Raw genomic sequence first — 24,685 nt, forward strand, 5'->3', positions numbered from 1 at the left:
TCGAATGATGCGTCAGTTGCGGCTGCTTTCGATCTGCACCAGTTTGCTGCCGACGAACTTCAGGTATTGGCTCATGCCATTGGAAGGTCCATACACCCACTCTTCTATCGGCAGTTCGACGCGTCGATTGATCGGCCCCGAGCGTTCGTAGCCCGTCTGCGCCTTGCTGGCAGGCGCACCACACTTCTGCTCTACCTGAACCGTGCGATCGTTCAGCGACACCAGGGTGTTGCCACAGCGCATCGTCGAGGCGGCGTTGGCTGTGTTGCACAGCGCCAGCAGCAGTGGCACGCAGGTCATCCAAGTCAATTTGTTCATTCGGCATCCAGATGCAGGGGGGTGATGATGCGCCCATCTTTTTCGGCCTGGCCCAGGGCTGCATCGATGAAGTACACGCGCTCGTCCGCCAACTGGCCCTTGTCGACCAGAAAGTCCTTGATGCTGCCTGCACGGGCCTGCCCCAGCTGACGCAGCAATGCATTGTTCGAAGCCCAGGACTTGAGCACCGCTTCACGTAGCTTGTCGGTGCGGACCTTGCTTTCCAGCTGTTGCCATTCCACCGGTGGCTGACCTTTGAGCCGGGTACGGTAGATGGCTTCGAGCATCGCCGGCTTGTCGTCGTCAGGCACTTGCATCTCGGCTGCGGTGGCGGGGACTTTGTCGCCACGGCGCTGGGCCATTTTATAGTAGGTGCTTTGGTATTCGCGCTCCAGGCGTTGCTGCGCAATGAGCGGGCCGTCGCTGGCCTGGGCGCTGGTGCCTTCGATTTCCAGGCGCAGGGTCGGGCGCTCCTTCAGGGCCGCCGCCAGCTTCACCAGGGCCGCCTGGGCCTCTGCGCTCAATTCGTCCGAACCTGGGCGGAACGACACGGTGCTCAGGTCTTCCGAGCCGCCGCCACTGACCAGCCCACCGATGAACTTGAACGGCGCCTGAGCGGCACGAACCATCAGGTTGCGCAGGGTCTGCCAGACGATCGGCATGACGCTGAACTGCGGGCTGTTCAGATCGCCGCTCACCGGCAGTTCGATGGCGATCCTGCCTTGGGAATCCTTGAGCAGCGCGATGGCCAGGCGCAGCGGCAGATCGACCGCATCCGGGCTGTCGACCTTGTCGCCCAGTTGCAGCTGTTCCACCAGCAGCTTGTTCTCTGCCTTGAGTTGGCCTTTGGTGATCAGGTAGTGCAAGTCGAGGTTCAGACGGCCCTTGCGGATGCGATACCCGGCGAACTTGCCCGAATAGGGCGTCAGGGTGGTCAGCTCCACGCGTTTGAAGCTGGTCGTGATGTCCAGGCTGGCCATCGGGTCGAACGGATTCAGCGCACCGGCGATGGTCACCGGCGCATAGCGGTCGACCTTGCCCTGGATGTCGATGCGTGCCGGCTTGGCCTGACGGTTGTCGATCGTACCTATGCGCCCGTTGAGTTGCTGAACGGCCGTGGCAAAGTTTGGGGTGAGGCTGAAGTCGGCAAAGTTGGCCGAGCCATTGTCGATGTCCACGGCGCCGATGCGAATACCCAGAGGCTTTTCCGCACCTGCGGGTTTCCCCGCATTGGCCGAGTTGGCGGGCTGCGCGGGTTGCGGGATCAGCAGGTCGTCGATATTGGTGGTACGGTCTTCGTTGATCATGAAGCGTGCGTAAGGCTGTTGCAGCTGCACCCGCTCGATCTCCAGACGATCGCCATGGCGATAGTCGAGGCCGTCGAGAGTCAGGTGCTGCCATTTGACGAAATCGCGTTCCTTGAGGGTATCGAGCGTGTGCAACTGATCGATTTCAGCGCGGCCGGACACTGTCATCGCCAAGGGTTCGGTGCTGGTCAGTTGCACAGCAAGATCGCTGTCGAGCATGCCGCTGCGCAATTCCAGGCGAATCAGCGGGCTGATGTAGGCCTGAGCGACCCGCAGGTCGATGTCTTGGGTGCTGACCTTCAGGCGTGCGGTAACCGGAGCGAGGCTGACCTCGCCGCTGGCCTGCAAGTGGCCTTGCTTGCCCAGCCCGGTGTCCAGCTTGAGCGTGAAGGGAGCGCCGTTGAGGCTGTCGAAGTCACGCAGATCCAGGTTGAGGGGGCCAAGCTCCACCGCTACGTTGTCGGTCGGCACGCGGTCTGCCAGATGCACGCGGTAGTCACGCAGCTGGACATCCTTGAGCAAAACCTGCCAAGGCTTGGCTGGCGCGGCTGGCGGCTTGCTGGGTGCTGGCGTCTGTGCCTGCACCTGCGCCGTCGTCGGGCTGGCGAACAGCTTTTGCCAATCGAGCTGCCCATCCGCTTCGCGGGCGGCCCAGGTTTCCAGGCCGTGACTGCGTACCTGACCAACCCTGACCAACTGCTTGACCAGATCCACCGATGTATCGCTGACCTCAAGGCGTTCGAGCCGTACCAAGGGACGGCCATCGGGAGTGGCGATCGCGAAGGGCGCAACGGTGAGGGCCACCTTGTCCAAGGTGAGTTCGGTCTGCTTGGCCAGGTTCAGGTTGTAGTCGGCACTGAGGGTGAACACGCCCTTCTCCAGGGCCAAGGGCACGCTGTCACGCACGTACGGCCACCAGACGCTCATCTGCGCATCGGTCACCTTCAGTGAGCCTTGGGAAGACACCGGGCTCAGGCCAATACGTCCGCGCCAGTCGATACGCCCGCCCTGGGGGCTGTTCGCTACCAGCGTCATGTCGGCATGATCGTCCGGTAGCGTGCTGAGGTTCTGCAGCTCCAGATTCATCGAGTCGTAGAGAAACTCGATCGGCTGGCTGGGACGCAAGTCCTTGAAATGCAGATAGCCGTCAACCAGTTTGATACTGCCGATGCGCAACGCGAAAGGTTCGGATGGTGCGTCCTGCGCAGCAGGGTCGCTGGCGGGAAGCTTGAACAAGCCGCTCAAGTTGAGCTTGCCGGTCTTGTCGAACAGCACTTCGGTGCGGGGCTTTTCCAGCTCCACCGCAACCAGATGCAGCGCGCCGGTCCACAGGCTGTCCAATTGCAGATTGGCGTACAACCGCTCGAAACCGATCTGCTCCGCGCCGGGCTCACCGATCTTCAGCCCCCACAGGGTCAGCTCGAGGCTGAACGGATTGAATTCCAGGCGCTGCAGCTGAGCAGGAACAGTGGAATAGTCTGCCAGCTGCTGATTGGCAACCCGCAGGGCGATGCCGGGCAGGATCAGGAAGCCGAGCAGAGCGTACAGCGCTACCAGTGCCACAAGGGTGGCGGCGGTGCGTTTCAATCCTTTGGACATGGAAAAGAGGCCATCTGACGTGATCGGAGGTGCTTGGAGTATGGCACGTCAATGCGGTTCCTATGACTCAGGCCGCGTAAGTCATGGAATTTTCACCAGTTGCTGTAGGAAAACTAGAAATTCAGGATCAGCGTCTTCAACGGCGGCTGGCCGTCGCTGGAAGGGAAATCGGCCGCCGGGCCCATTACCGAGCATTCACGCACAGGCCGCCCGGCTTTCTCGGCACAGCGCAACACCTGATCACGCCAGTCGTCGAGGCTGACCTTGGCCAAATTGTTGCAGCAGACCAGTACACCGCTGTCGGCCGTGGCCAGGATCGCGGGCTTGAGCAGACTCTGGTAGTCGCGCAGCAGATCGACCGTGCCGAACGCACTCTTTGCCCAGGCGGGCGGGTCCAGAAAGACCAGATCGTACTGGCGTTGTTGCAGGCGCGGGTAGGCTGGCAGCTTCTGCCCGCGACGCGGGGTGATGGGCAAGCCAGCCAGTTGGCGGATGGCGGGAAAGTAATCCGACTGGATGAACTGCATGGGCGCAAGGTCGGGGTTCAGTGCACCGTTCTCGGCGCCGACTGCCAGGTTGCCTTCGGCAAAATCCAGGTTGCACACCTCGCGGGCGCCGCCCGCCGCTGCGCTCAGGCCCACGCCGCAGGTGTAGGCGAACAGGTTCAATACACTTTTGCCAGCACTGTGTCGCTTGACCCAGCCGCGCGCGTTGCGCAGGTCCAGAAACAGCAACGGGTCCTGCCCGGGATGCCGTCCGCGCACGCGATAATTCAAGCCCCATTCGTGTCCGATCATGTCGGCCAGCGCCGCGTCTTCGGCACGATACACCGTGTCTTCCCGATCGATCCGCGAGTTGCCCCGCGAACGGTCGTTGTACACCAGCAGCAGCGGCGTCTGCAGGTGTTGCTCGACGGCGCAGTGCAGGGCCAGCAGATCTTCGCGTGTCAGCGTCTGATGGAAGCTTTGGATCAGCAATTGCGGACCATAGCGGTCGACGGTCAAGCCACCGGCGCCTTCCTGGCTGCCATGGAACAGGCGATAGCAATCAGTGCCCTGTTCATGCAGTTGCTCGAGTAGCGAGGAGCGGACGTCGAGGGCGGCGCGCAGCGCCTGGATCAAAGCGGACATGCACGGAGCCTGACGCAAAAAGAAGGGAGGCAATTCTACATCAATTGCCCGGTGCAACGGGGTATCGAACCACCGCGACGCTGGCTTGCAGCGCCGCGGGATATTCAGGGTCAGCCGCGATGACGACCGCGGAAATAGTTGATCAGGCCCTGGGTAGAGGCATCCTCGGCCAGCGATTCGTTTTCACCGATCAGGCGCTGGTAGACACCCTTGCCCAGCTCCTTGCCCAGTTCCACGCCCCACTGATCGAAAGCGTTGATGCCCCACAGCACGCTCTGCACGAACACCTTGTGTTCATACATGGCCACCAGGGCGCCCAGGCGACGTGGGCTGATGCGCTCGACCACCAAGGTGTTGCTCGGACGGTTGCCGGGAATGACCTTGTGCGGGGCCAGCTTCTGCACCTCGTCTTCAGCCATGCCGCGCTCGCGCAGTTCGGCTTCGGACTCGCTGCGGCTCTTGCCCAGCATCAGCGCCTGGCTCTGCGACAGGCAGTTGGCGAACAGCCACTGGTGATGATCGGCGACCGGATTGAAACTCACCACCGGGACGATGAAGTCAGCCGGGATCATGTGGGTGCCTTGGTGCAGCAACTGGTGATAGGCATGCTGGCCGTTGCAGCCCACGCCACCCCAGATGACCGGGCCGGTGTCGATGTTCACCGGCGTGCCGTCCTGGCGCACGCTCTTGCCGTTGGACTCCATGTCCAATTGCTGCAGATGTTTGGTGATGTTGCGCAGGTAGTGGTCGTACGGCAGGATCGCGTGGCTCTTGGCATCCCAGAAATTGCCGTACCAGACCCCCAGCAAGGCCAGCAGCACCGGCATGTTCTGTTCGAACGGCGCCGATTGGAAGTGCTGGTCCATGGTGTAGGCGCCCGACAGCAGCTCCTTGAAGTTGGCCATGCCGATCGACATCGCAATCGGCAAGCCGATGGCCGACCACAGCGAATAACGCCCGCCGACCCAGTCCCACATCGGGAAGATGTTTTCTTCGCGGATCCCGAATTCGACGGCTGCGGCATTGTTGCTCGACACCGCGATGAAGTGGCGGTAAAGCTCGGCTTCCGAACCGCCCTGGGCCAGGTACCAGCCACGCGCAGCCTGGGCGTTCTTCAGCGTTTCCAGGGTGCTGAACGATTTCGAGGAAACGATGAACAGAGTGGTCTCGGCACGCAGCTTGGCCGACAGCTCGTGGAATTCGCTGCCATCGATGTTGGCCAGGTAGTGGCAGCGCACGCCTTTCTGGGCATACGGCAGCAAAGCTTCGGACACCAGTTCCGGGCCGAGGAAGGAGCCACCGATACCGATGTTCACCACGTCGGTGATCGGCTTCTCGGTGTAGCCACGCCACAGGCCGTCATGGATGCGCGTGACCAACTCGGTGATCTGGTTGAGCACCTTGTGCACGTCCGGCATCACGTTGACACCGTTGACATTGAGCTTGTCGCCCACCGGGCGGCGCAATGCGGTGTGCAACGCCGGACGGCCTTCGGAAGCGTTCAGCAGTTCGCCGGCAAACATCGCCTTGATCGCGCCTTGCAGGTCCACTTCGTTGGCCAGTTGCACCAGCAGATCGCGGGTTTGGGTGTCGATCAGGTTTTTCGAATAGTCGAGGAACAGCCCGCAGGCGCTCAGGGAGAAATGCTCGAAGCGCTGAGGGTCGGCATTGAAGGCATCGCGCATGCTGAAGTCTTGCATGGCAGCGCGGTGCTGGGTTAGCGCCTGCCAAGCGGGCAGGGTAGTCACGTCATGCGGGGTTCGGTAGTACGCCATCGCTGCAAATTTCCTTTTTCTTGAACTGCCTTTGGACATTGGAACGCTCGGCCGGTTGCGTGCCTGCTGCATCGAAAGATCCAGCAGGCGGCCAGGGTGGTTGCGGGCCGCTGATCGGCTGCCAATGCACGGTTCGGACGCTGCACCACCTTAAACCGCCGCGCGCGTTCTGTCTGCGCCTAGTGAACGATGCGCGAGGGACTTTCAGGCTGTCGCGGTTCAGCCGTGTTGAGTGTCGTGATCGAGGTCCAGGTGCAGGTTGTCGATCAGTCGTGTGGTACCCAGATTCGCCGCGAGCAGAATCACCAGGTCGCGGTCTTCGGCAGTGGCCGGACGCAGGGTCACCGCATGCCGGATTTCCAGGTATTCAGGAGCGAAGCCGGCTTGGGCAATGACCTGCTTGGCATGGTCCAGCAGCAGCGGGTAATCGCGACGGCCCTGGCTTATCTGCGCCGCGACCTGGCTGAGCACCTGATACAGCAGAGGTGCCTGGGCACGCTGCTCCTGGCTCAGATACCCATTGCGCGAAGACAGCGCCAGGCCGTCTTCGGCACGCACGGTCGGCTCGCCGATGATCTGGATGGGCATATTGAGGTCGCGTACCAGCGCGCGAATCACGGCCAGTTGCTGGTAGTCCTTCTGGCCAAACACGGCAAGGTCCGGCTGGACCATGTTGAACAGCTTGCTGACCACCGTCGCCACGCCTTCGAAATGGCCTGGACGACTGCTGCCGCACAAGCCCTCGGACAATTGCGGAACGCTCACTCGGGTCTGCCCGGCCATGCCGTCGGGGTACATTTCCGCTGCCGATGGTGCGAACAGCAGGCTGCAGCCTGCCTGCACCAGCCGTTCCTGATCGGCCGCCAGGGTGCGCGGATACTTGTCCAGGTCTTCGCCGGCGCCGAATTGCAACGGGTTGACGAAGATACTCGCCACGACGAAATCGACACGCTGGGTGGCCTTGGCGACCAGCGCGGCATGACCGCTGTGCAGGTTGCCCATGGTCGGCACCAGGCCGATACGCTTGCCTTCGCCACGGGCACGGGCCACGGCGGCGCGCAGTTCTCGTACGGTCTTGACGGTGTTCATGAGGCGAATCCATGTTCAGGTGCGGGGAAATCCACCGCCTTGACGGCGGCTACGTAGGCGCGCAGTGCGCCTTGAATATCGCTCTGCCCGGCCATGAAGTTTTTCACGAACCGCGGCACGCGGCCGCTCAGGGAGAGCCCGAGCATGTCGTGCAGAACCAGCACCTGGCCGTCGACCGCACTGCCGGCGCCAATGCCGATCACCGGCACTTTCACTGCCTGGGCAATATCGGCAGCCAACTCGACGGGCACGCATTCGAGCAGCAGCATGGCCGCTCCGGCCTGCTCCAGGGCGATGGCGTCGGCACGCATCTGGCGTGCCTGGATGTCCTGGCGCCCTTGCACCTTGTAGCCGCCCAGCAGGTTCACCGATTGCGGGGTCAGCCCCAGGTGGACGCAGGCTGGAATACCGCGCTCGGCCAGCAGGCGCACCGATTCGGCGAGCCAGGCGGCGCCTTCGAGCTTGACCATGTGCGCCCCGGCCTGCATCAACAGTGCACTGTTGGCCAGGGTTTGCTCGCAGGTGGAATAAGCCATGAACGGCAGGTCGGCAACGATGAAGGCCCCCTGGTTGCCACGTTTCACACAGCCGACATGGTAGGCCATGTCCGCCACGGTCACCGGCAAGGTACTGTCATGCCCCTGCAGCACCATGCCCAGCGAATCCCCCACCAACAATACTTCGACGCCGGCCGCGCAGGCGGCGTGGGCGAACGTCGCGTCGTAGCAGGTCAGCATGGTGATCTTTTCGCCCTTGAGCTTGAGGCTCTGCAGGGCGGTCAGGGTGAGTTCGGGCATGAAAAGTATCCTCGGGCTGGCGCTGTGTCGACACAACATCATCTGTCGTGATGTTTGGAAACCCACTCATAAAGGTTGGTTTCGCGCCGTTTGGCACCTCGGGGGTGCAACGGGCCGCCTATAGTCGTGAGCACGACCGGGGAAGTCAATTGGGTTGACGGCTTCTGCGCGAACAGAGCCTGCGAAGAGGCCTGCCTGCGCTACAGCCTCTCCAGCCCTGCGAACGGGCAGGCAGCCAGCAGCTCGCGCAGGCTGCGGCCGTCCGCCAGCATGAAGCCCTCGTCAACCACTTCGGCCAGCGGATACAGCACGAATGCACGGGCTTGAAGGTGGTAGTGCGGCACTTGCAAGCGAGGCTCGTCGATCACCCGGTCGGCATAGGTGATGATATCCAGGTCCAGGGTGCGCGGCCCCCAGCGCTCGGCACGCTCGCGGCCCTGCTCGTTCTCGATCGCCTGCAGCGCATCGAGCAGTGCCAGCGGCGCCAGCCCGGTGTCCAGGGCTGCTACGGCATTGCTGTAGCGCGGCTGGCCGGGCAGCAGTGAATCGCTGGTGTAGAACGAAGAAACCGCTGCCAGCGTGGTGTCCGGCAGTGCGGCCAGGGCCTGCAGGGCCTCATGCAATTGCTGTTGCGGGCTATCCAGATTGCTGCCCAGCCCGATGTGCACGCGCACCATGCTTATTCGTCGCCCTCGGCGCGCTTGCGCTTGGTGCCGGTACGGCGACGCTTGCGTGGTGCACCTGATTCGTCCTTGCCGCCCAGGTCCGCGATCATCTCGCGGCGCTGACTGTCGTTGCAGTCCTGATAGTCGGTCCACCACTCACCCAGGCCTTCGGTCTCTTCGCCGGCTTTTTCGCGCAGCAGCAGGAAGTCGTAGCCGGCGCGGAAGCGCGGATTGTCGAGCAACAGGTCGGCACGCTTGCCGCTGCGACGCGGCAGGCGCTCCTGCATGTCCCAGATCTCGCGAATAGGGATGGTGAAACGCTTGGGAATGGCGACGCGCTGACATTGCTCGGCAACCAGCTCATGGGCCGCCTCCTGCATTGCCGGGATCGGTGGCATGCCACGGCTCTGCAGGCGCAGCACGCGTGCCGGCAACGCCGGCCAGAGCAGGGCGGCGAAGAGAAAGGCCGGCGTCACCGGTTTGCCCTGCTTGATGCGCAGGTCAGTGTTGCGCAGCGCCTCGCTGATCAACGTATGGGTATAGGTCGGCGTGTCTTCCAGCGCCTGCGTGGTCGCCGGAAACAGCGAATCGAACAGGTGCAGGTCGACCAGCATCTCGAACGTGTCGGCGGCATGGCCGGACAGGAACAGCTTGAGCACTTCCTCGAACAGGCGTGCCGACGGTATCTCGCGCAGCATCGGCGCCAGCTCGCGAATCGGCGCAGCCGTGTGCTTCTCGATGCCGAAATCCAGCTTGGCGGCAAAGCGTACGGCCCGCAGCATGCGCACCGGATCTTCCTGATAGCGCTGAGTTGGATCACCGATCAGGCGAATCAGGCGGTTGCGCACGTCGTGTACGCCATTGGCGTAGTCCAGGATGCGTTCGCTGACCGGGTCGTAGTACAGGGCATTGATGGTGAGGTCGCGGCGTTGGGCGTCGTCTTCCAGGGTGCCGTAGACGTTATCGCGCAGGATGCGTCCGCTCTCGCTGCTCGAGGAGCGATGCACGTCCTGTTCGTCGTCTTCTTCCGGGTGATTGGCGCGGAACGTCGCGACCTCGATGATCTCGCGGCCGAAATGGATGTGCACGAGCTTGAAGCGTCGGCCAATCACTCGCGCATTGCGAAACTCGGCACGTACCTGTTCGGGCGTGGCGCTGGTAGCGACGTCGAAATCCTTGGGCACGATGCCCAGCATGAGGTCACGTACGCAACCGCCTACAAGATAGGCCTGGTAGCCAGCAGTCTGCAGGCGTTCGACGATGCCCACGGCGTGGCGGCTGAACTGGCTGCGCTGCAGCGAGTGTTGGCCAGCATTGAGCACTTCGGGCGTGGTACGCCGGTGCTGCGGATGACGCGCGGGAGTATTCAAAGACTTGAACAGCTTCTTCAGCATGGGATGCACTGTTTGAAGGGATTTTCGGCCATATACGAATAACGACCGCATGATGGGCGGGGATTCTAGCATTTAGTCGAGGGATGGTGTAGGAGGCTGCGCCGGTCGGCACAAGCGGCAGGACAAAAGCCGGAAACTACAAGGGGAGCCGAAGCTCCCCAAGAAGTAGTTGCGTGCTCTGTTTTTGTTTTTTGTCGGGCTTTTTGTTTTTGTTGAGTGCCCTGCCCACCGAACCTGGGTTCGGGGGTGTCTCCCTATTCGGGAGCAAGAGCAAACGGATTGCTTTGGTCGCTGTGCTGTGATGATCGATGTGATCCAACCAGTTCTGGCATCTGCTTCAAAGCAGTTGTTGTAGTTCTCTGCCTGGCTGCGGGTTTCCCCAAAAACAACGCCTCTCCAAAAGAATCAGTTAGCTGCGCCTCCGCCGTGTTGTTCTTGTTATGCGTGAGTCGATTCGTCTTGTTCTTGTTATGAGTTTGCTTGCTTGTTGTTGTTCTTGTACCAGAGATATAGCAGGTCCCATGCCAACTTTTGCAAACCCCTCAAGAACGGGGCTTTGCGAGGAGGAGGGCGGTGATCGAGGGCTGAAATTGACCCTGTATTCGTTACCGATGGAACCGTGTCTTGTTACGTCGCAGGCCTAGGGTAACAGTTTGTCACGGCTACCCGTCAACCCGCGCAAACCCGCGGGCTAGAGCTGAAACGTATCAGCTTTCGCTGGCCACGCTCGACTTGCGCCGAGGAATCCCCAGGCGCTGACGACGCTCCCACAGGCACTTGCGACTGACGCCCAATTTGCGCGCCAATTCGGTCTCGGTCATGTGGTCTTGATGCTCCAGCACGAAGTGCTGGAAATAGTCTTCCAGGGAAAGATCTTCGGTGGGATCGTGGGCCGTGTTGTTCGCCCCGTTCTGCTGGGATGGCAGGCCGACGAAGTCATCGGTGTCCTGCAGGTCGGCAAGTTCGATGTCGATGCCCAGCAGTTCGGCCGATATCTCGGTGCTCTCGGTCAGGATCACCGAGCGTTCGACGGCGTTCTCCAGTTCCCGCACATTGCCGGGCCAGGAATACTGGCGGATGGCCTGTTCGGCATCGGCGGCAAAGCGCAGGTCGGTCCGCCCGATCCGTGAGCTCTGGCGAATGAGGAACGCCTTGGCAATTTCGCCGACATCGGCGCCGCGCTCGCGCAGGGGCGGCAACTTCAAGGCAATCACGTGCAGCCGGTAGTAGAGGTCTTCGCGGAACTGCCCCAGCTTGGCCAGGCTTTTCAGGTCCCGGTGGGTTGCGGCAATCAGGCGAACGTCGACTTTCTGCGACTGCACCGAGCCTACGCGGCGAATCTCGCCTTCCTGCAGAACCCTGAGCAAGCGCGCCTGGGCCTCGAGAGGCAACTCGCCGATCTCGTCGAGAAACAGTGTTCCGCCATCGGCAGCCTCGACCAGCCCGGCGCGACCGGCGCTGGCGCCGGTGAAAGCACCTTTCTCGTGACCGAACAGTTCGGATTCGATCAGGGTTTCCGGGATCGCCGCACAGTTCACCGAGATCATCGGTGCCTTCGCGCGCCGGGACAGGTTGTGCAGTGCCCGCGCGACCAGCTCCTTGCCGGTGCCGGACTCACCCTGGATCAGTACGTTGGAATCGGTCGGGGCGACCTTGCGGATCTTGCTGTAGAGGTCCTGCATGGGCGGGCAGGAACCAATGATACCGATATCGCCATTGGCATTCTGCGCGGCGGGCTTTTCCGCACCGGCCTTGTTCGCCGGGCGCTCCACCGCTGCCGCGGGTGCGTTGTGGCGATCGCGCAGGATGCGCGCGGCGGCCTGGAGCATTTCATCGTGGTCGAAGGGCTTGGCGATATAGTCGACCGCGCCCATTTTCATCGAGTCCACTGCCGAGCGCAGGCTGGCATAGCTGGTCATGATGAGCACCGGGGTGCCCTCGCCCAGCTTGATCAATTCGGTGCCCGGTGCACCCGGCAGGCGCAGGTCGCTGATGATCAGGTCGAACGATGCGATGCTGAACCGCTCCTGCGCTTCCTGCACGGAGCCGGCCTCACTGACCTGATACTGGTTGCGTTCGAGCAGGCGACGCAGGGCAGATCGAATGATGGTTTCGTCTTCGACGATCAAAATATGCGGCATTGATTCAATTCTCTCGACGGTCTCAGTTCACAGCGGACGTCGCTTCGACATGACGCGGCAATGTCACCCGAATTCGGGTACCGCGCTGGCTCAGGGGATCGGCCGGGCTGTCGATGGTGATCTGTCCATAATGCTCTTCAACGATGGAATAGACCAGAGCGAGCCCCAGTCCGGTTCCTTCGCCCGGGTCCTTGGTAGTGAAGAACGGTTCGAATAACCGATCCATGATGTTCTTGGGAATACCGCTGCCTTCGTCCTCGACGATGAGGTCGACGGTGTGTTCGCACGCTTCGGTCTTGACCCGCACCGCGCCTCCGGCCACAGAGGCATCCCGGGCGTTGGACAACAGGTTGATCAGCACCTGGGCCAGGCGTTGTGGATCACCCACGGCCCAGTGCTCCGGATCGCACAGGTTGTAGAACTGGATCTCGAAGTTACGCCTGTTCAGCGCCAACAGGCCGATGGCATCCTGCGCTACCTGAGCCAGGTTGACCGGCTCGTCACTGTGCTGGTGGCCGCCGGCATGGGCAAAGCTCATCAGCGACTGGACGATGCGCGACACGCGCTTGGTCTGCTCGAGAATCTGGCTGCTCAGTTCGGTGATCTCGCTGTCTTCCTCGCGCTCCTCGCGCAGATTCTGCGCCAGGCAGGCGATGCCGGTGATCGGGTTGCCGATCTCGTGGGCGACCCCGGCCGCCAGCCTGCCGATGCTCGCCAGCCGCTCGGAGTGCACCAGCTTGTCTTCGAGCATCTGCGTTTCGGTCAGGTCCTCGACCAACACCACCAGCCCGCTGTTGCCGGGCGCGAGCGGCTCGTCGATGGCGGCCTTGTGCAGGTTCAGCCAGCGTGTCTGCCCATCCAGGGCCAGGCGTTGCTTGTGCAGGTGCTCATCGGGCACGTTGATGAAGTCGATCAGCAGGCTGCGCCATGGCTGGCTGATGGTTACCAGACGCGAGCCGACCACATGCTGCGCGGGCACGCCGGTCAGGTCTTCCATGGCCTTGTTCCACATCAGGATCTCCTGGTCCTTGGCCAGCGAACAAACGCCCATGGGCAGCTCCTGCAGGGTCTGTCGATGATAGCGGCGCAAGGCATCGAGCTCGGCGGCAAGGCCGGTCAGGCGCGAGTGATAATCTTCCAGCCGGCTTTCGATGAAGTGGATGTCCTCGGTGACATAGTTCTCGCTGCCTGATTTATAGGGCAGGAACGTTTCCACCATGTCCTGCGCCACGCTGGGGCCCATCAGCCCGGACAGATTGGCTTCGATCCGGTCCCGCAGGCGCCGCAATGCGTAGGGCCTGCGCTCGTCGAAGGGCAGGTAGAGGTCACGCAGGGCCTGCTCCACCTCGCGCTGGGCGGCCTTGGCGCCCAACGGTTTGGCCAGTTGCGTGGCGAACTCCTGGGGGGACGCGGCATGCAGCTCGCGCCGCTGCGGGCGGCGCACGTTATCCACTGCACAGGCTTCGGCAGCACTGACTTCTTCGCTGCTGGCGGCGGTGAACAGCGAGATCAGCGTGAACAGCAATACGTTGGCAGCCAGCGAAGCGATGGCTGCCATGTGCCAGCTGGTATCGTCGAGCACGTAGATCATGTTCAGGCGCGGGATGTAGAAGCCTTGCAGGTTGCCGATCAGCGGCAGCAGCATGGTCACCAGCCAGACGGCCATGCCGGCCAGCAGGCCGGCGATGAATCCGCGTCGATTGGCGGTGGGCCAGTACAGCACCGACAGCACGCCCGGCAGAAACTGCAGCGTGGCGACAAAGGCGACGATCCCCAGGTGTGCAAGGTCCTGCTTGGCGCCCAGCAGCAGGTAGAAGGCATAGCCGGCCATGATGATGGCGACGATCAGCGCCCGGCGTGTCCACTTCAGCCAGCGGTAGATGTTGCCTTCGGCCGGCGGCTGGTACAGCGGCAATACCAGATGGTTGAGCATCATGCCCGACAGCGCCAGGGTGGTGACGATGATCAGCCCGCAGGACGCGGAAAGTCCGCCTACATAAGCCAGCAGCGCCAGTGACTTGCTGTTGGCGGCAATACCGATGCCCAGGGTGAAGAACTCGGGGCTGGTCGTCGCGCCCAGGCGCAGGCCGGCCCACAGGATCAGCGGCACCGCCAGGCTCATCAGCAGCAGGAACAGCGGCAGCCCCCAACTGGCACTGACCAGCGCACGCGGATTGAGGTTTTCGGTGAAGACCATGTGGTACATGTGCGGCATGACGATCGCCGAGGCGAAGAACACCAGCAGCAGCGTGCGCCAGGGTCCCTCTTGCAGCGGCGCATGCAGCGAAGCGAGGGCCGTCTGGTTCTGCAGCAGCCATTGCTCCAGATCGTGCGGGCCGTCGAACACCCCGTACAGGGCATACAGGCCAATACCGCCCAGGGCGATCAGTTTGATCACGGATTCGAAGGCGATGGCAAATACCAGGCCTTCATGCTTCTCGCGGGTGGCGATGTGGCGTGAGCCGAAGAAGATCGTGAACAGCGTGATCAGCACGCAAAAACTCAACGCCACGTGGTTCTGCACCGGTTCGCGAGTCATGATGCCAATGGAGTCGGCCACCGCCTGGATCTGCAACGCGAGCAGGGGCAGTACGCCGACCAGCATGAACACCGTGGTCAGCGCGCCGGCCCAGGTGCTGCGAAAACGAAACGCGAAAAGGTCTGCCAACGACGACAATTGGTAGGTACGGGTGACCTTGAGTATCGGATACAGCAACACCGGCGCCAGCAGGAACGCGCCGGAAACCCCCAGGTAGCAAGCCAGGAAACCATAGCCGTATTGATAGGCCAGGCCCACGGTGCCATAGAACGCCCAGGCGCTGGCATAGACACCCAGCGACAAGGTGTAGGTCAGCGGATGGCGGATGATCGCCCGCGCGATCATGCCGCGCTCGCTGACCCAGGCCACGGCGAACAGCACCAGCAGGTACGCGGCGCTGACCAGCAGCATCTGGGTAAGGCTAAAGCTCATCGGCATCACGCTGGCTCTGCAGGATAAAGGTCACCACGATCAGAATCAGCCACAGCAGGTAAGGTCGATACCACGCGCCCGTGGGCTCGATCCACCAGTCCATGATGGCGGGGGAGAACAGGTATATCCCCACCACCAGAAGCAGGACCAAACGATAGATATACATGCTGGCCTCGGGGTAGGGTAAGTGTGCGAAAACAGTGCGGCGATGGTAGCGGATCGGCGTGTCGCTGCGAAGAGCCGGGCACCAGCCGATCGCTACTCCAGCTGCGCTTCCGCCACCGTGCGCACCGGGGGAATCGCACCACTGTCCCAATGCTCCATACCCCAGCGCAACACATCTTCCACACTGTCGTGCGCCAGGTCCGCCTCGGGCCGCTGGCCCAGCGCCCGCAGGGCACGCACCAGCAGTGGCGCAGCCTGGTCCGCATCCAGGGGCGGCGATCGGTAGCTTTTGCCCAGCTTGTTACCGTCTGGCTGGGTGATCAAGGGAACATGCAGGTATCGCGGCTGCGGCAACCCGAGCAGCTCCTGCAGATACAGATGGCGCGGCGTCGAATCGAGCAGGTCGGCACCGCGCACGATGTCGGTCACTCCCTGCCACGCATCGTCCAGCACCACCGCCAGTTGATAGGCATACAGACCGTCGCGACGACGAATGACGAAATCCCCCGACTCGCTGCCCAAATGTTGTGCATACGTTCCCTGGACACGGTCCTCGAAGCGATAGCGCAGTTCCGGGACGCGCAGGCGGATGGCTGCATCCTGCGTGGAATGTCCGGCATTGCGGCACGTGCCGGGATAGATCCCTTGGTAGGGTTCCAACTGCTTGCGTGAGCAGGTGCACGCATAGGCCAGCCCCTGCGCCAACAGGCGGTCGATCACCTGTTGATAGGCCGCATGCCGCTCGCTCTGGTAGACCACCTCGCCATCCCACTGCAATCCGTAGCGCTCAAGGGTCTTGAGGATCGCTGCCGGTGCGCCGGCGACTTCTCTGGGCGGGTCCAGGTCTTCCATGCGCAGCAACCAGCGGCCACCTGCGGCGCGCGCGTCCAGCCATGAGGCCAGGGCGGCCACCAGGGAGCCGAAATGCAGGTAGCCGCTCGGGGTCGGAGCAAAGCGACCTATATAAGGAAGGGTAGTCATGGGTGCGGGATTCTACGGGCAATACAGAAACAAAAGGGCGCCGTGGCGCCCCTTTGTCGACAGGTCACTTGCCGACCTGTTTTTCCTTGATTTCCGCCAAGGTCTTGCAGTCGATGCACAGATCGGCGGTCGGACGTGCCTCGAGACGACGAATGCCGATCTCGATGCCGCAGGATTCGCACCAGCCGTACTCTTCGTCTTCGATCAACTGCAGGGTCTTGTCGATCTTCTTGATCAGCTTGCGCTCGCGATCGCGCGCGCGCAGTTCGAGGCTGAATTCCTCTTCCTGGCTGGCCCGATCGGCCGGGTCTGGAAAGTTGGCGGCTTCATCCTTCATGTGGTCGACGGTGCGATCCACTTCCTGCATCAAGTCTTGTTTCCACTTGTTCAGGATCTTGGTGAAATGAGCACGCATCGGCGCGCCCATGTATTCCTCGCCCTTCGTCGCAACGTAGGGAGCGAAGCCGGAAAAGTTGCCAGTACTTTGTTGCTTTTCATTGGTGGGCATGAATCAACCGCCTCTCGCTCTACTAATCCATTGCGCAGGATGATCCCTCTCCGACACCCGCCGGCCCTGCGACTGCAAGCCGGCGAACTTACCAGATCGAACCAGCACGCGCTACTCCCGGTTGTCGTGCCCGGAACGCCTGCGTCGCAGGCACGATGTGGTGGGTTTCGATCGCACGTTCGGCGAAACGTTCGATGCAAAGGTTGGGTAGAATCGGCTTTTTTCCTCGTCCCAAGGAATACCCATGGCTTCGCTCTACAGCGCACGCAGTCGCGCCATCGAACCTTTTCACGTGATGGCGCTGTTGGCCCGTGCCAATGAACTGCAGAGCCAGGGTCACGACGTGATCCACCTGGAAATCGGCGAACCAGACTTCACCACGGCGGCCCCCATCGTTGCCGCCGGGCAGGCCGCATTGGCCGCTGGCCATACCCGCTACACCGCAGCGCGAGGCCTGCCGGCGCTGCGCGAGGCGATCGCCGGTTTCTATCAGCAGCGCTACGGCCTGGACATCGACCCGCAGCGCATCATGATCACGCCGGGCGGCTCGGGAGCCTTGCTGCTGGCCGCCAGCCTGCTGGTCGATCCGGGCAAGCACTGGCTCCTGGCAGACCCCGGCTACCCGTGCAATAGGCACTTTCTGCGCCTGGTCGAGGGCGCCGCGCATCTGGTGCCGGTAGGCCCCGAACAGCGCTACCAGCTCAACGCCCAACTGGTGGAGCAGCACTGGGACGAGCACAGCGTCGGCGCCTTGGTGGCATCGCCTGCCAACCCTACCGGCACACTGTTGAACAAGGACGAACTGAGCGCATTGAGCCAGGCCGTCAAGGCGCGCCAGGGGCATCTGGTGGTCGACGAGATCTACCACGGCTTGACCTATGGCACGACGGCCGCCAGCGTGCTTGAAGTGGACGACGACGCATTCGTCCTGAATAGTTTTTCCAAGTATTTCGGAATGACCGGATGGCGACTTGGCTGGCTGGTCGCGCCGCCCCAAGCCATTCCTGAGCTGGAAAAACTGGCGCAGAATCTGTACATCAGTGCGCCGAGCATGGCGCAACATGCAGCATTGGCCTGCTTCGAACCGGCCACGCTGGAGATCTTCGAGCAACGCCGCGAAGCCTTCGGTCACCGCCGTGACTATCTGCTGCCCGCCTTGCGTGCCTTGGGCTTTGCGATTGCGGTCGAGCCTGAGGGTGCGTTCTACCTGTATGCCGATATCAGTGCATTCAGCGACAATGCCTTCGCGTTCTGCCAGCATTTCCTGGAAACCGAGCACGTCGCTTTCACGCCCGGCCTGGATTTCGGCCGCTACAAGGCCAGCCACCATGTGCGCTTCGCCTATACCCAAAGCCTTCCCCGATTGGAGCAGGCTGTGGCGCGGATTGCCCGTGGCCTGCAGAGCTGGCAGGCACGATGATTTTTTCGCCGGCCCTGGAGCAGGGGCGCCTGATCCAGCGCTACAAACGGTTTCTGGCCGACATCGAACTTGAAAGCGGTGAGCGGATGACCATCCACTGCCCCAATACCGGCTCGATGCTCAACTGCATGATGCCCGGTGGCCGCGTGTGGTTCACCCGCTCCAGCGACCCCAAGCGCAAGCTTCCCGGCACGTGGGAGATCAGCGAAACACCGCAAGGTCGGCTGGCATGCATCAATACCGCGCGGGCCAACGCCTTGGTCGAGGAGGCATTGCACGCAGGTCGCATACCGGAGCTTGCCGGCTTCGTTGCGCTCAAGCGCGAAGTGCCCTATGGCCAGGAGCGCAGCCGTATCGACTTCAGGCTGGACTATCCCGGCGCGTCTGCATGGGTCGAAGTAAAGAGTGTGACCCTGGGCTTTGCCGGCAGTCGCATTGCAGCGTTTCCCGACGCTGTCACCCAGCGCGGCGCGAAGCACTTGCGCGAGCTGGCCGTACTGGCGCGCAGCGGAGTGCGGGCCGTGCAGTTGTACTGCGTCAACCTTGACGGTGTGGATGCTGTACGCCCCGCTACCGAGATAGACGCAGGCTACGCATTGGCATTGCGCCAGGCAGTGGAGGCTGGTGTTGAAGTGCTGGCTTATGGGGTGCATCTGGATACGCACGAGATTGTCATCGACCATCGCTTGCCGGTAATCCTGCAAGGCTGAGTGGGCGAGGTGCTGCAAAAGTCGAGGCAAAAAAAGACCCGGCAAAGTGCCGGGTCAATAACCGTGATTAGCCTGATGAGGAGACATCTGAAAGTCCGAACCAAGGGCCTTCCAGAGATCACCAGTCTCGCGACTGGATGTGATAATCATAACGATTCTCATTTAAGAGTCAAGTGCTACGTGCAATTATTTAATCCACCCGCGGACCGTCGGTCTAGAGCCTGCGAGGGGGCGACAGGGCTTCGACCTGGCTATTGAGACTGTTTTTCCGTTCGCACGACAGCTCACTCCAATGCACATTGCGCAACGCCCCTTCGATGGCGTAGAGAAGCACTTTCGAGGCGCGGAAGCCGCGCTGCTTCACCGCGCAGTACGCCTGCACGGCACCTGCCCGGCGCAAGTCGGAAGCACTGTGGATGCCGACGGCATGCAGCCACTGCGCGGATGTCTTGCCCAGATTCTTCAGGGCCAGAAGTTCATCGGTCATCAAACCTCCTGGCCTCGGCCAAGGAATGAGCGGGGGGCGATGAAGCAGTTGCCAATCTGGCAGTGTAGCGGTGGCAGAACGGCCTGCCGAATGGCCGATCTGCCTTCCGGGTCTGGCTGTATGTTACAGCCCTGGCAGGCGTTGCCGGATCTGCTTGACCAGCTTGTCCAGGCTGCCGCTCTCGTTGGTTTCCACGCGGCGAGTCTGCAGCAGCTCGGCTTCGCTCAACGGCTCGCGGCCGGCCTGCTGAGCGTCGATCACGGCCTGGGTAGCATCCGAAGGATCCTCGGCCTGTGCCTGGCGCTGCTGCAGCCAGCTGGATATCACGGCTGCGGGCGCGTTGCAGTCCAGGATCAGGAACGGCACTCCGGTGGATTCGGCGATTCGAGCCGCTGCCGCCCGTTGGTCAGCCTTGAGATAGGTCGCGTCGATCACCACCGGCAGGCCGGCGCGCAGCACGTGCTCGGCCAATGCGTGCAAGTGCAGGTAGGTCGCTTCGCTGGTGCTGGCGTCATACAGGCCCGTTTCGGCGGTCTGGGCACCGAACAGGCGTTTGCGCTCCACGTCCGAGCGCAGGCGGATGGCGCCTAGCGCTTCGACCAGGCGCAGCGCGACGTGGCTCTTGCCTACGGCCGACACACCGCTGGTAACGGCCAGAAAACGCGAAGGAATGGCGCTGTAGCTTTCCGCCAGGTTCGCGTAATTGCGGTATTGGCGCAGCGTCGTTGCACGCTGCACTCCACTGGCATCGGGCGACATGCTGAACAGGGCCACCTTGGCCCGTACCAATGCGCGGTAGGCCTTGTAGAAGTTGAGCAGCTCCAGCCCCTGGTAGTCACCGGTCAATTCCAGGTACTGGCTGACGAAGCGCCGCGCCAGGCTTTTCAGCCCGCGGTCTTCGAGGTCCATGGCGAGGAAGGCGATATCGGCATACACATCGGTGAAACGGAAAGGCTCGTTGAACTCGATGCAGTCGAAGATCACCACTTCGCCATTGATGACGGTGGCGTTGCCCAGGTGTATATCGCCATGGCACTCGCGGATGAACCCTTCCTGCTTGCGCAGCGCCAGCAGCGGCTCCAGGCGTACGTAGCTGCTTTGGGCCCAGGCCTGCAAGGCATCCAGCTGGGCCAGATCATCCTTTTCGGTAAGGAACGGGCGAATCTGTTCGAAGTTCTGCTCGACCGGGGCCATCGCCGCCTTCGGCGTGCCGGCCTCGTGCGCCTCCGGCACCACTGGCGCGGCCCGGTGGAAATCGGCAATCTGCCGCGCCAGCGAATCCACGTGCTCCTGGGTCAGCTCACCATTGGCCTGCAGGGTGCTCAGCAGGTTGCCGCCTTCGAATTGGCGCATCTGCAAGGCATACTCGATGGGGGCGCCTTCGCCGCCCAGTCGAGGCGTTTGCACGCTGCCGGTGATCGGCAGAACCTGCAGATACAGGTCGGTGGTCAGGCGCTGGTTCAGTCGCAGCTCCTCGGCGCAGAAGTGGGAGCGGGCGGACAGTTCGGTGAAGTCCAGAAAGCCGAAATTCATCGGTTTCTTGATCTTGTAAGCGTAAGGCCCGGTCAGTATCACCCAGGAGATATGCGTCTCGATGACCTGGAACCCTTCTACCGGATGCGGGTACAGGGCCGGGTTTTGCAGGGCGGCGATCAGGGTCTGGCTCACAGGCGATCCTTCATTGGCAGAGGTGATTTCAAGGCGGTCATTATGGCCACTGCCACCGATGATGCAAACCGCCGACGGTCCCTGCCCGCGACAATTCAAAGTGCGTATAATCCGCCGCCATGACTCGAACCCGATCTTCCCGTACCCCCAAAAAACCTCCTTCCGGCGGCTTGCGCACCTGGCTTGGCTGGGGCCTCAAGCTGGGTCTGGTAGGCCTGGTGATCCTGGCCGGCTTTGCCGTCTACCTGGACGCCGTTGTCCAGGAAAAATTCTCTGGCAAGCGCTGGACCATTCCCGCCAAGGTCTACGCACGCCCGCTCGAGCTGTTCGTCGGTCAGAAACTGGCAAAGAATGATTTCCTCACCGAACTCGATGCGCTCGGCTACCGTCGGCAAACGACCGTCGACGGTCCCGGCACCGCCTCGGTCAGTGGCAACACGGTCGACCTCAATACCCGCGGCTTCCAGTTCTACGAAGGGCTCGAGCAGCCGCAGGCGGTGCGCGTCAAGTTTTCCGGCGACTACGTCTCCGAACTGGGTGGCGGCGCAGGCAAGAAGGTCGCGGTGGTGCGTCTGGAGCCGTTGCTGATCGGCGGCCTGTACCCGAAAAACCTCGAAGACCGCATCCTGATCAAGCTCGACCAGGTGCCGCCGTACCTGCTCGACACACTGGTCACTGTCGAAGATCGCGACTTCTACCACCACTTTGGCGTCTCGCCCAAGTCGATCGCACGCGCCATCTGGGTCAACACGTCCTCGGGCGCCATGCGCCAGGGCGGCAGTACCCTGACGCAGCAGTTGGTCAAGAACTTCTACCTGACCAACGAGCGCAGCCTGACCCGCAAGCTGACCGAAGCGATGATGGCGGTGTTGCTGGAGCTGCACTACGACAAGGGTGAAATCCTCGAGGCCTACCTCAACGAGGTCTTCGTTGGTCAGGACGGCCAGCGCGCCGTGCATGGCTTCGGTCTTGCCAGCCAGTTCTTCTTCAGCCAACCCTTGTCCGAACTCAAGCTGCATCAGGTGGCCTTGCTGGTGGGGATGGTCAAGGGGCCGTCTTCCTACAACCCGCGGCGCAATCCGGAACGGGCGATGGAACGCCGCAACCTGGTACTCGATCTGCTGGCCCAGCAGGGCGTGGCGACGCAGGAGGCGGTCGATGCGGCCAAGAAGATGCCATTGGGCGTGACCAAGCGCGGCAGCCTGGCGGACAGCTCGTTCCCTGGCTTCCTCGACCTGGTCAAGCGCCAGCTGCGCGACGACTACCGCGACGAGGACTTGACCGAAGAAGGCCTGCGCATCTTCACCAGTTTCGACCCTATCCTGCAGACCAAAGCCGAATCGTCCGTGACCGATACCTTCAAGCGCCTGGCCGGGCGCAAGGGCTCCGACGAGGTCGAGGCAGCCATGGTCGTCACCAACCCTGAAAGCGGTGAGGTCCAGGCGCTGGTCGGCAGCCGCGTACCGGGTTTTGCCGGCTTCAACCGCGCGCTCGACGCCGTACGCCCGATCGGCTCGCTGATCAAGCCTGCGGTGTACCTGACCGCGCTGGAGCAGCCGAGCAAATACACCCTGACCAGTTGGGTGCAGGACGTACCGTTCTCGGTCAAGGGTGCGGACGGCCAGATCTGGAAGCCACAGAACTACGAACGTACCTCCAATGGCACGGTGTTCCTGTATCAAGGCCTGGCCCATTCCTACAACCTGTCGACGGCTCGATTGGGTCTGGAGCTGGGCGTGCCCAATGTGCTCAAGACCCTCGGCGAGCTGGGCGTGCAGGTCGACTGGCCAGCCTACCCGTCGATGTTGCTCGGTGCCGGCGGCTTGTCGCCCATGCAAGTGGCGACCATGTACCAGACCCTGGCCAACGGCGGTTTCAATACGCCGATGCGCGGCATTCGCAGTGTCCTGACGGCCGAAGGCGAACCGCTCAAGCGCTACCCATTCCAGATCCAGCAGCGCTTCGATCCTGCCTCCATCTACCTGATCCAGAACGCCATGCAGCGCGTGATGCGCGAAGGTACCGGACGTTCGGTCTACAACGTGCTGCCGAGCAGCCTGAACCTGGCCGGCAAGACCGGCACCAGCAACGACTCGCGCGACAGCTGGTTCGCCGGCTTCAGCCAGGACGTGCTGGCCGTGGTCTGGCTGGGCCGTGACGACAACGGCAAGACGCCGTTCACCGGTGCCACCGGTGCGCTGCAGGTCTGGACCAGCTTCATGAAGAAAGCCGATCCCTTGCCTTTGGATACGCCGGTGCCGGAAAACGTGGTGCAGGCCTGGATCGACGCCAAGACCGGACAGGGCTCGGATGCCAGCTGCCCCAACGCTGTGCAGATGCCGTATATTCGTGGCAGCGAACCGACGCCAGGCACCGCATGCGGCGGTGCCAATCCGGCGGCCGACGATTCGGTGATGGACTGGGTCAAAGGCTGGTTGAACTAAGCAAAGGGGAATGAAGTGAACAAGTGGTGGTTTCCTGCCTTGACGGCATTGGCTTTGCTCAACGGTTGCGCCAGCGTGGAGCGTGGCTCCATTCCAGTGGTCGATTCCGGCTCTGCGGTCACCAATGGCGAACGCGTGTCGCGTACCGGCGGCTTCCGCCAGACCACCGTGGTCCGGCCCAAGGCGCAGGCCCAGGCGATCACCGAAGATTCCGGCGTGGTGGTCATGGTCCCGCAGGGTGCAGGCTCGCAGCCGATCCAGAGCTTTCCGGCGCCGGGTAACAGCGCGCCGATCAGCACCGGCCCGATCACCCCAGGCCCGATCGTCCCCGGTCCGAGCAGCTCGGCCCCGGCCTATGCCCCGCCGGCGCCCAGCACGACCTACAACATGCCGGCCAGCGCTCCTAGCGGGATTCCGCGTGCCAGCGGCAACAGTGCCGGCCTGTCCGCCGATGAGCAGTTGGACGGGCCGGTGCTTGCCCTGTTGACCACGGCCCAGCAACAGCAGGGCGGTGGCGACTTGAACGGTGCGTCATCGAGCCTGGAGCGTGCACAGCGGATCGCACCGCGTGAACCGCAGGTTCTGTACAAGCTGGCTCAGGTGCGCCTGGCCCAGGGTGATGCGGCCCAGGCCGAGCAACTGGCCCGTCGGGCGCTGACCTATGCCAATGGCCGTCCGGATCTGCAGGCGAGCCTGTGGAACACCATTGCCCAGTCGCGCGACAAGCAGGGTGATGCCGCCGGGGCCAATCTGGCCCGTCAGAAAGCCAAGAGCGCGTCTTGATGGATAATCGTTTTCTGGCGATTGCCGAACACCTGCTGTTGATCGAACGCGAGCTGCGCCAGCAGGGTTGGTGGCAGGACGTGCCACCCAGCGCCGAAGCGCTGGCCAGTGTCGAACCATTCAGCGTGGACACCCTGGATTTCGATCAGTGGCTGCAGTGGATCTTCCTGCCGCGCATGAAAACCATCATCGAGCAGGACCTGCCATTGCCCAATGCGTCGGGCATCCTGGCCATGGCCGAAATGGTCTATGCCGATCGCGCCGAGCGCAGCCGCGGCCTGCGCGCCAGCCTGGCGCGTTTCGACGAGTTGATCGGCCAGGTGCGCTAGCCCT

The 24,685-nt window shown here is 62.5% G+C and carries 20 protein-coding genes; 5 read left to right on the forward strand and 15 right to left on the reverse strand.

The features are described 5' to 3' along the window. Nucleotides 1-12 precede the first annotated feature (12 nt). The 13 genes from ONG87_RS03185 to dksA all read right to left on the reverse strand — a co-directional run bounded on the left by ONG87_RS03185 (nt 13) and on the right by dksA (nt 16,840). A complete protein-coding gene (locus ONG87_RS03185; protein WP_185795383.1) occupies nt 13-318 on the reverse strand; it encodes a DUF2845 domain-containing protein in 306 nt (101 codons plus the stop codon). Further along, nucleotides 315-3,224 carry a DUF748 domain-containing protein gene (locus ONG87_RS03190; protein ID WP_264382211.1) on the reverse strand — a complete coding sequence of 970 codons (2,910 nt, stop codon included), beginning with the start codon at nt 3,222-3,224 and terminating at the stop codon, nt 315-317. The genes ONG87_RS03185 and ONG87_RS03190 overlap by 4 nt, the downstream gene beginning before the upstream one ends. A gap of 113 nt (nt 3,225-3,337) precedes the next feature. Next, the gene (locus ONG87_RS03195; RefSeq protein ID WP_264382212.1) at nt 3,338-4,354 is read right to left on the reverse strand and encodes a class I SAM-dependent rRNA methyltransferase; all 1,017 of its coding nucleotides are present in this window, start codon (nt 4,352-4,354) and stop codon (nt 3,338-3,340) included. A 110-nt stretch (nt 4,355-4,464) separates the two neighbouring features. Next, nucleotides 4,465-6,129 (reverse strand): glucose-6-phosphate isomerase, encoded by a 1,665-nt coding sequence (gene pgi, locus ONG87_RS03200; RefSeq protein ID WP_122480175.1) that lies wholly within the window; start codon nt 6,127-6,129, stop codon nt 4,465-4,467. A 219-nt stretch (nt 6,130-6,348) separates the two neighbouring features. Continuing rightward, the gene (panC, locus tag ONG87_RS03205) at nt 6,349-7,218 is read right to left on the reverse strand and encodes a pantoate--beta-alanine ligase (RefSeq protein ID WP_264382213.1); all 870 of its coding nucleotides are present in this window, start codon (nt 7,216-7,218) and stop codon (nt 6,349-6,351) included. Next, nucleotides 7,215-8,015: a 3-methyl-2-oxobutanoate hydroxymethyltransferase gene (gene panB, locus ONG87_RS03210; protein WP_192056406.1), complete on the reverse strand. Its 801-nt coding sequence runs from the start codon at nt 8,013-8,015 to the stop codon at nt 7,215-7,217. The genes panC and panB overlap by 4 nt, the downstream gene beginning before the upstream one ends. A gap of 200 nt (nt 8,016-8,215) precedes the next feature. Beyond that, nucleotides 8,216-8,692, reverse strand: coding sequence for a 2-amino-4-hydroxy-6-hydroxymethyldihydropteridine diphosphokinase (gene folK, locus ONG87_RS03215; protein ID WP_264382214.1), 477 nt, complete (start codon nt 8,690-8,692; stop codon nt 8,216-8,218). A gap of 2 nt (nt 8,693-8,694) precedes the next feature. Then, nucleotides 8,695-10,074 (reverse strand): polynucleotide adenylyltransferase PcnB, encoded by a 1,380-nt coding sequence (locus ONG87_RS03220; RefSeq protein ID WP_163007663.1) that lies wholly within the window; start codon nt 10,072-10,074, stop codon nt 8,695-8,697. Between the two features lie 707 nt (nt 10,075-10,781). Next, nucleotides 10,782-12,215 (reverse strand): sigma-54 dependent transcriptional regulator, encoded by a 1,434-nt coding sequence (locus ONG87_RS03225; RefSeq protein ID WP_192056408.1) that lies wholly within the window; start codon nt 12,213-12,215, stop codon nt 10,782-10,784. A gap of 22 nt (nt 12,216-12,237) precedes the next feature. Next, nucleotides 12,238-15,192, reverse strand: a complete 2,955-nt coding sequence (locus ONG87_RS03230) for a sensor histidine kinase (RefSeq protein ID WP_163007662.1) — start codon at nt 15,190-15,192, stop codon at nt 12,238-12,240. Next, on the reverse strand, nt 15,176-15,352 hold the full coding sequence (locus tag ONG87_RS03235) for a hypothetical protein (RefSeq protein ID WP_003250005.1): 177 nt from the start codon (nt 15,350-15,352) through the stop codon (nt 15,176-15,178). The genes ONG87_RS03230 and ONG87_RS03235 overlap by 17 nt, the downstream gene beginning before the upstream one ends. A 92-nt stretch (nt 15,353-15,444) precedes the next feature. Beyond that, nucleotides 15,445-16,332: a tRNA glutamyl-Q(34) synthetase GluQRS gene (gene gluQRS, locus ONG87_RS03240; protein ID WP_264382215.1), complete on the reverse strand. Its 888-nt coding sequence runs from the start codon at nt 16,330-16,332 to the stop codon at nt 15,445-15,447. A gap of 64 nt (nt 16,333-16,396) precedes the next feature. Beyond that, nucleotides 16,397-16,840 carry an RNA polymerase-binding protein DksA gene (gene dksA / locus ONG87_RS03245; protein WP_122480168.1) on the reverse strand — a complete coding sequence of 148 codons (444 nt, stop codon included), beginning with the start codon at nt 16,838-16,840 and terminating at the stop codon, nt 16,397-16,399. A gap of 244 nt (nt 16,841-17,084) precedes the next feature. On the opposite strand from dksA, the gene ONG87_RS03250 reads away from it, so the two are divergent. Then, complete coding sequence (locus tag ONG87_RS03250) at nt 17,085-18,260, forward strand: pyridoxal phosphate-dependent aminotransferase (RefSeq protein WP_264382216.1); 1,176 nt, start codon at nt 17,085-17,087, stop codon at nt 18,258-18,260. Then, nucleotides 18,257-18,970 (forward strand): DNA/RNA nuclease SfsA, encoded by a 714-nt coding sequence (gene sfsA, locus ONG87_RS03255; protein ID WP_122480166.1) that lies wholly within the window; start codon nt 18,257-18,259, stop codon nt 18,968-18,970. The genes ONG87_RS03250 and sfsA overlap by 4 nt, the downstream gene beginning before the upstream one ends. Before the next feature lie 214 nt (nt 18,971-19,184). On the opposite strand, the gene ONG87_RS03260 is transcribed toward sfsA, so the two are convergent. After that, entirely contained in the window at nt 19,185-19,457 is a 273-nt protein-coding gene (locus ONG87_RS03260) for a TfoX/Sxy family protein (protein ID WP_185795373.1), read from the reverse strand. 123 nt (nt 19,458-19,580) lie between these two features. After that, nucleotides 19,581-21,125, reverse strand: coding sequence for a bifunctional aminoglycoside phosphotransferase/ATP-binding protein (locus ONG87_RS03265; RefSeq protein WP_264382217.1), 1,545 nt, complete (start codon nt 21,123-21,125; stop codon nt 19,581-19,583). 119 nt (nt 21,126-21,244) lie between these two features. Here ONG87_RS03265 and mrcB point away from each other — a divergent pair, with 119 nt between their 5' ends. From mrcB to ONG87_RS03280, 3 genes are read left to right on the forward strand one after another with little or no spacing between them, the layout of a single operon-like run. After that, on the forward strand, nt 21,245-23,569 hold the full coding sequence (gene mrcB / locus ONG87_RS03270; RefSeq protein WP_122480163.1) for a penicillin-binding protein 1B: 2,325 nt from the start codon (nt 21,245-21,247) through the stop codon (nt 23,567-23,569). A gap of 15 nt (nt 23,570-23,584) precedes the next feature. Continuing rightward, on the forward strand, nt 23,585-24,352 hold the full coding sequence (locus ONG87_RS03275) for a hypothetical protein (RefSeq protein ID WP_122796322.1): 768 nt from the start codon (nt 23,585-23,587) through the stop codon (nt 24,350-24,352). Then, nucleotides 24,352-24,681, forward strand: a complete 330-nt coding sequence (locus tag ONG87_RS03280) for a YqcC family protein (RefSeq protein ID WP_264382218.1) — start codon at nt 24,352-24,354, stop codon at nt 24,679-24,681. The genes ONG87_RS03275 and ONG87_RS03280 overlap by 1 nt, the downstream gene beginning before the upstream one ends. Nucleotides 24,682-24,685 lie beyond the last annotated feature (4 nt).

The organism is Pseudomonas sp. MM227 (assembly GCF_947090715.1).
Taxonomy (GTDB): domain Bacteria; phylum Pseudomonadota; class Gammaproteobacteria; order Pseudomonadales; family Pseudomonadaceae; genus Aquipseudomonas; species Aquipseudomonas baltica.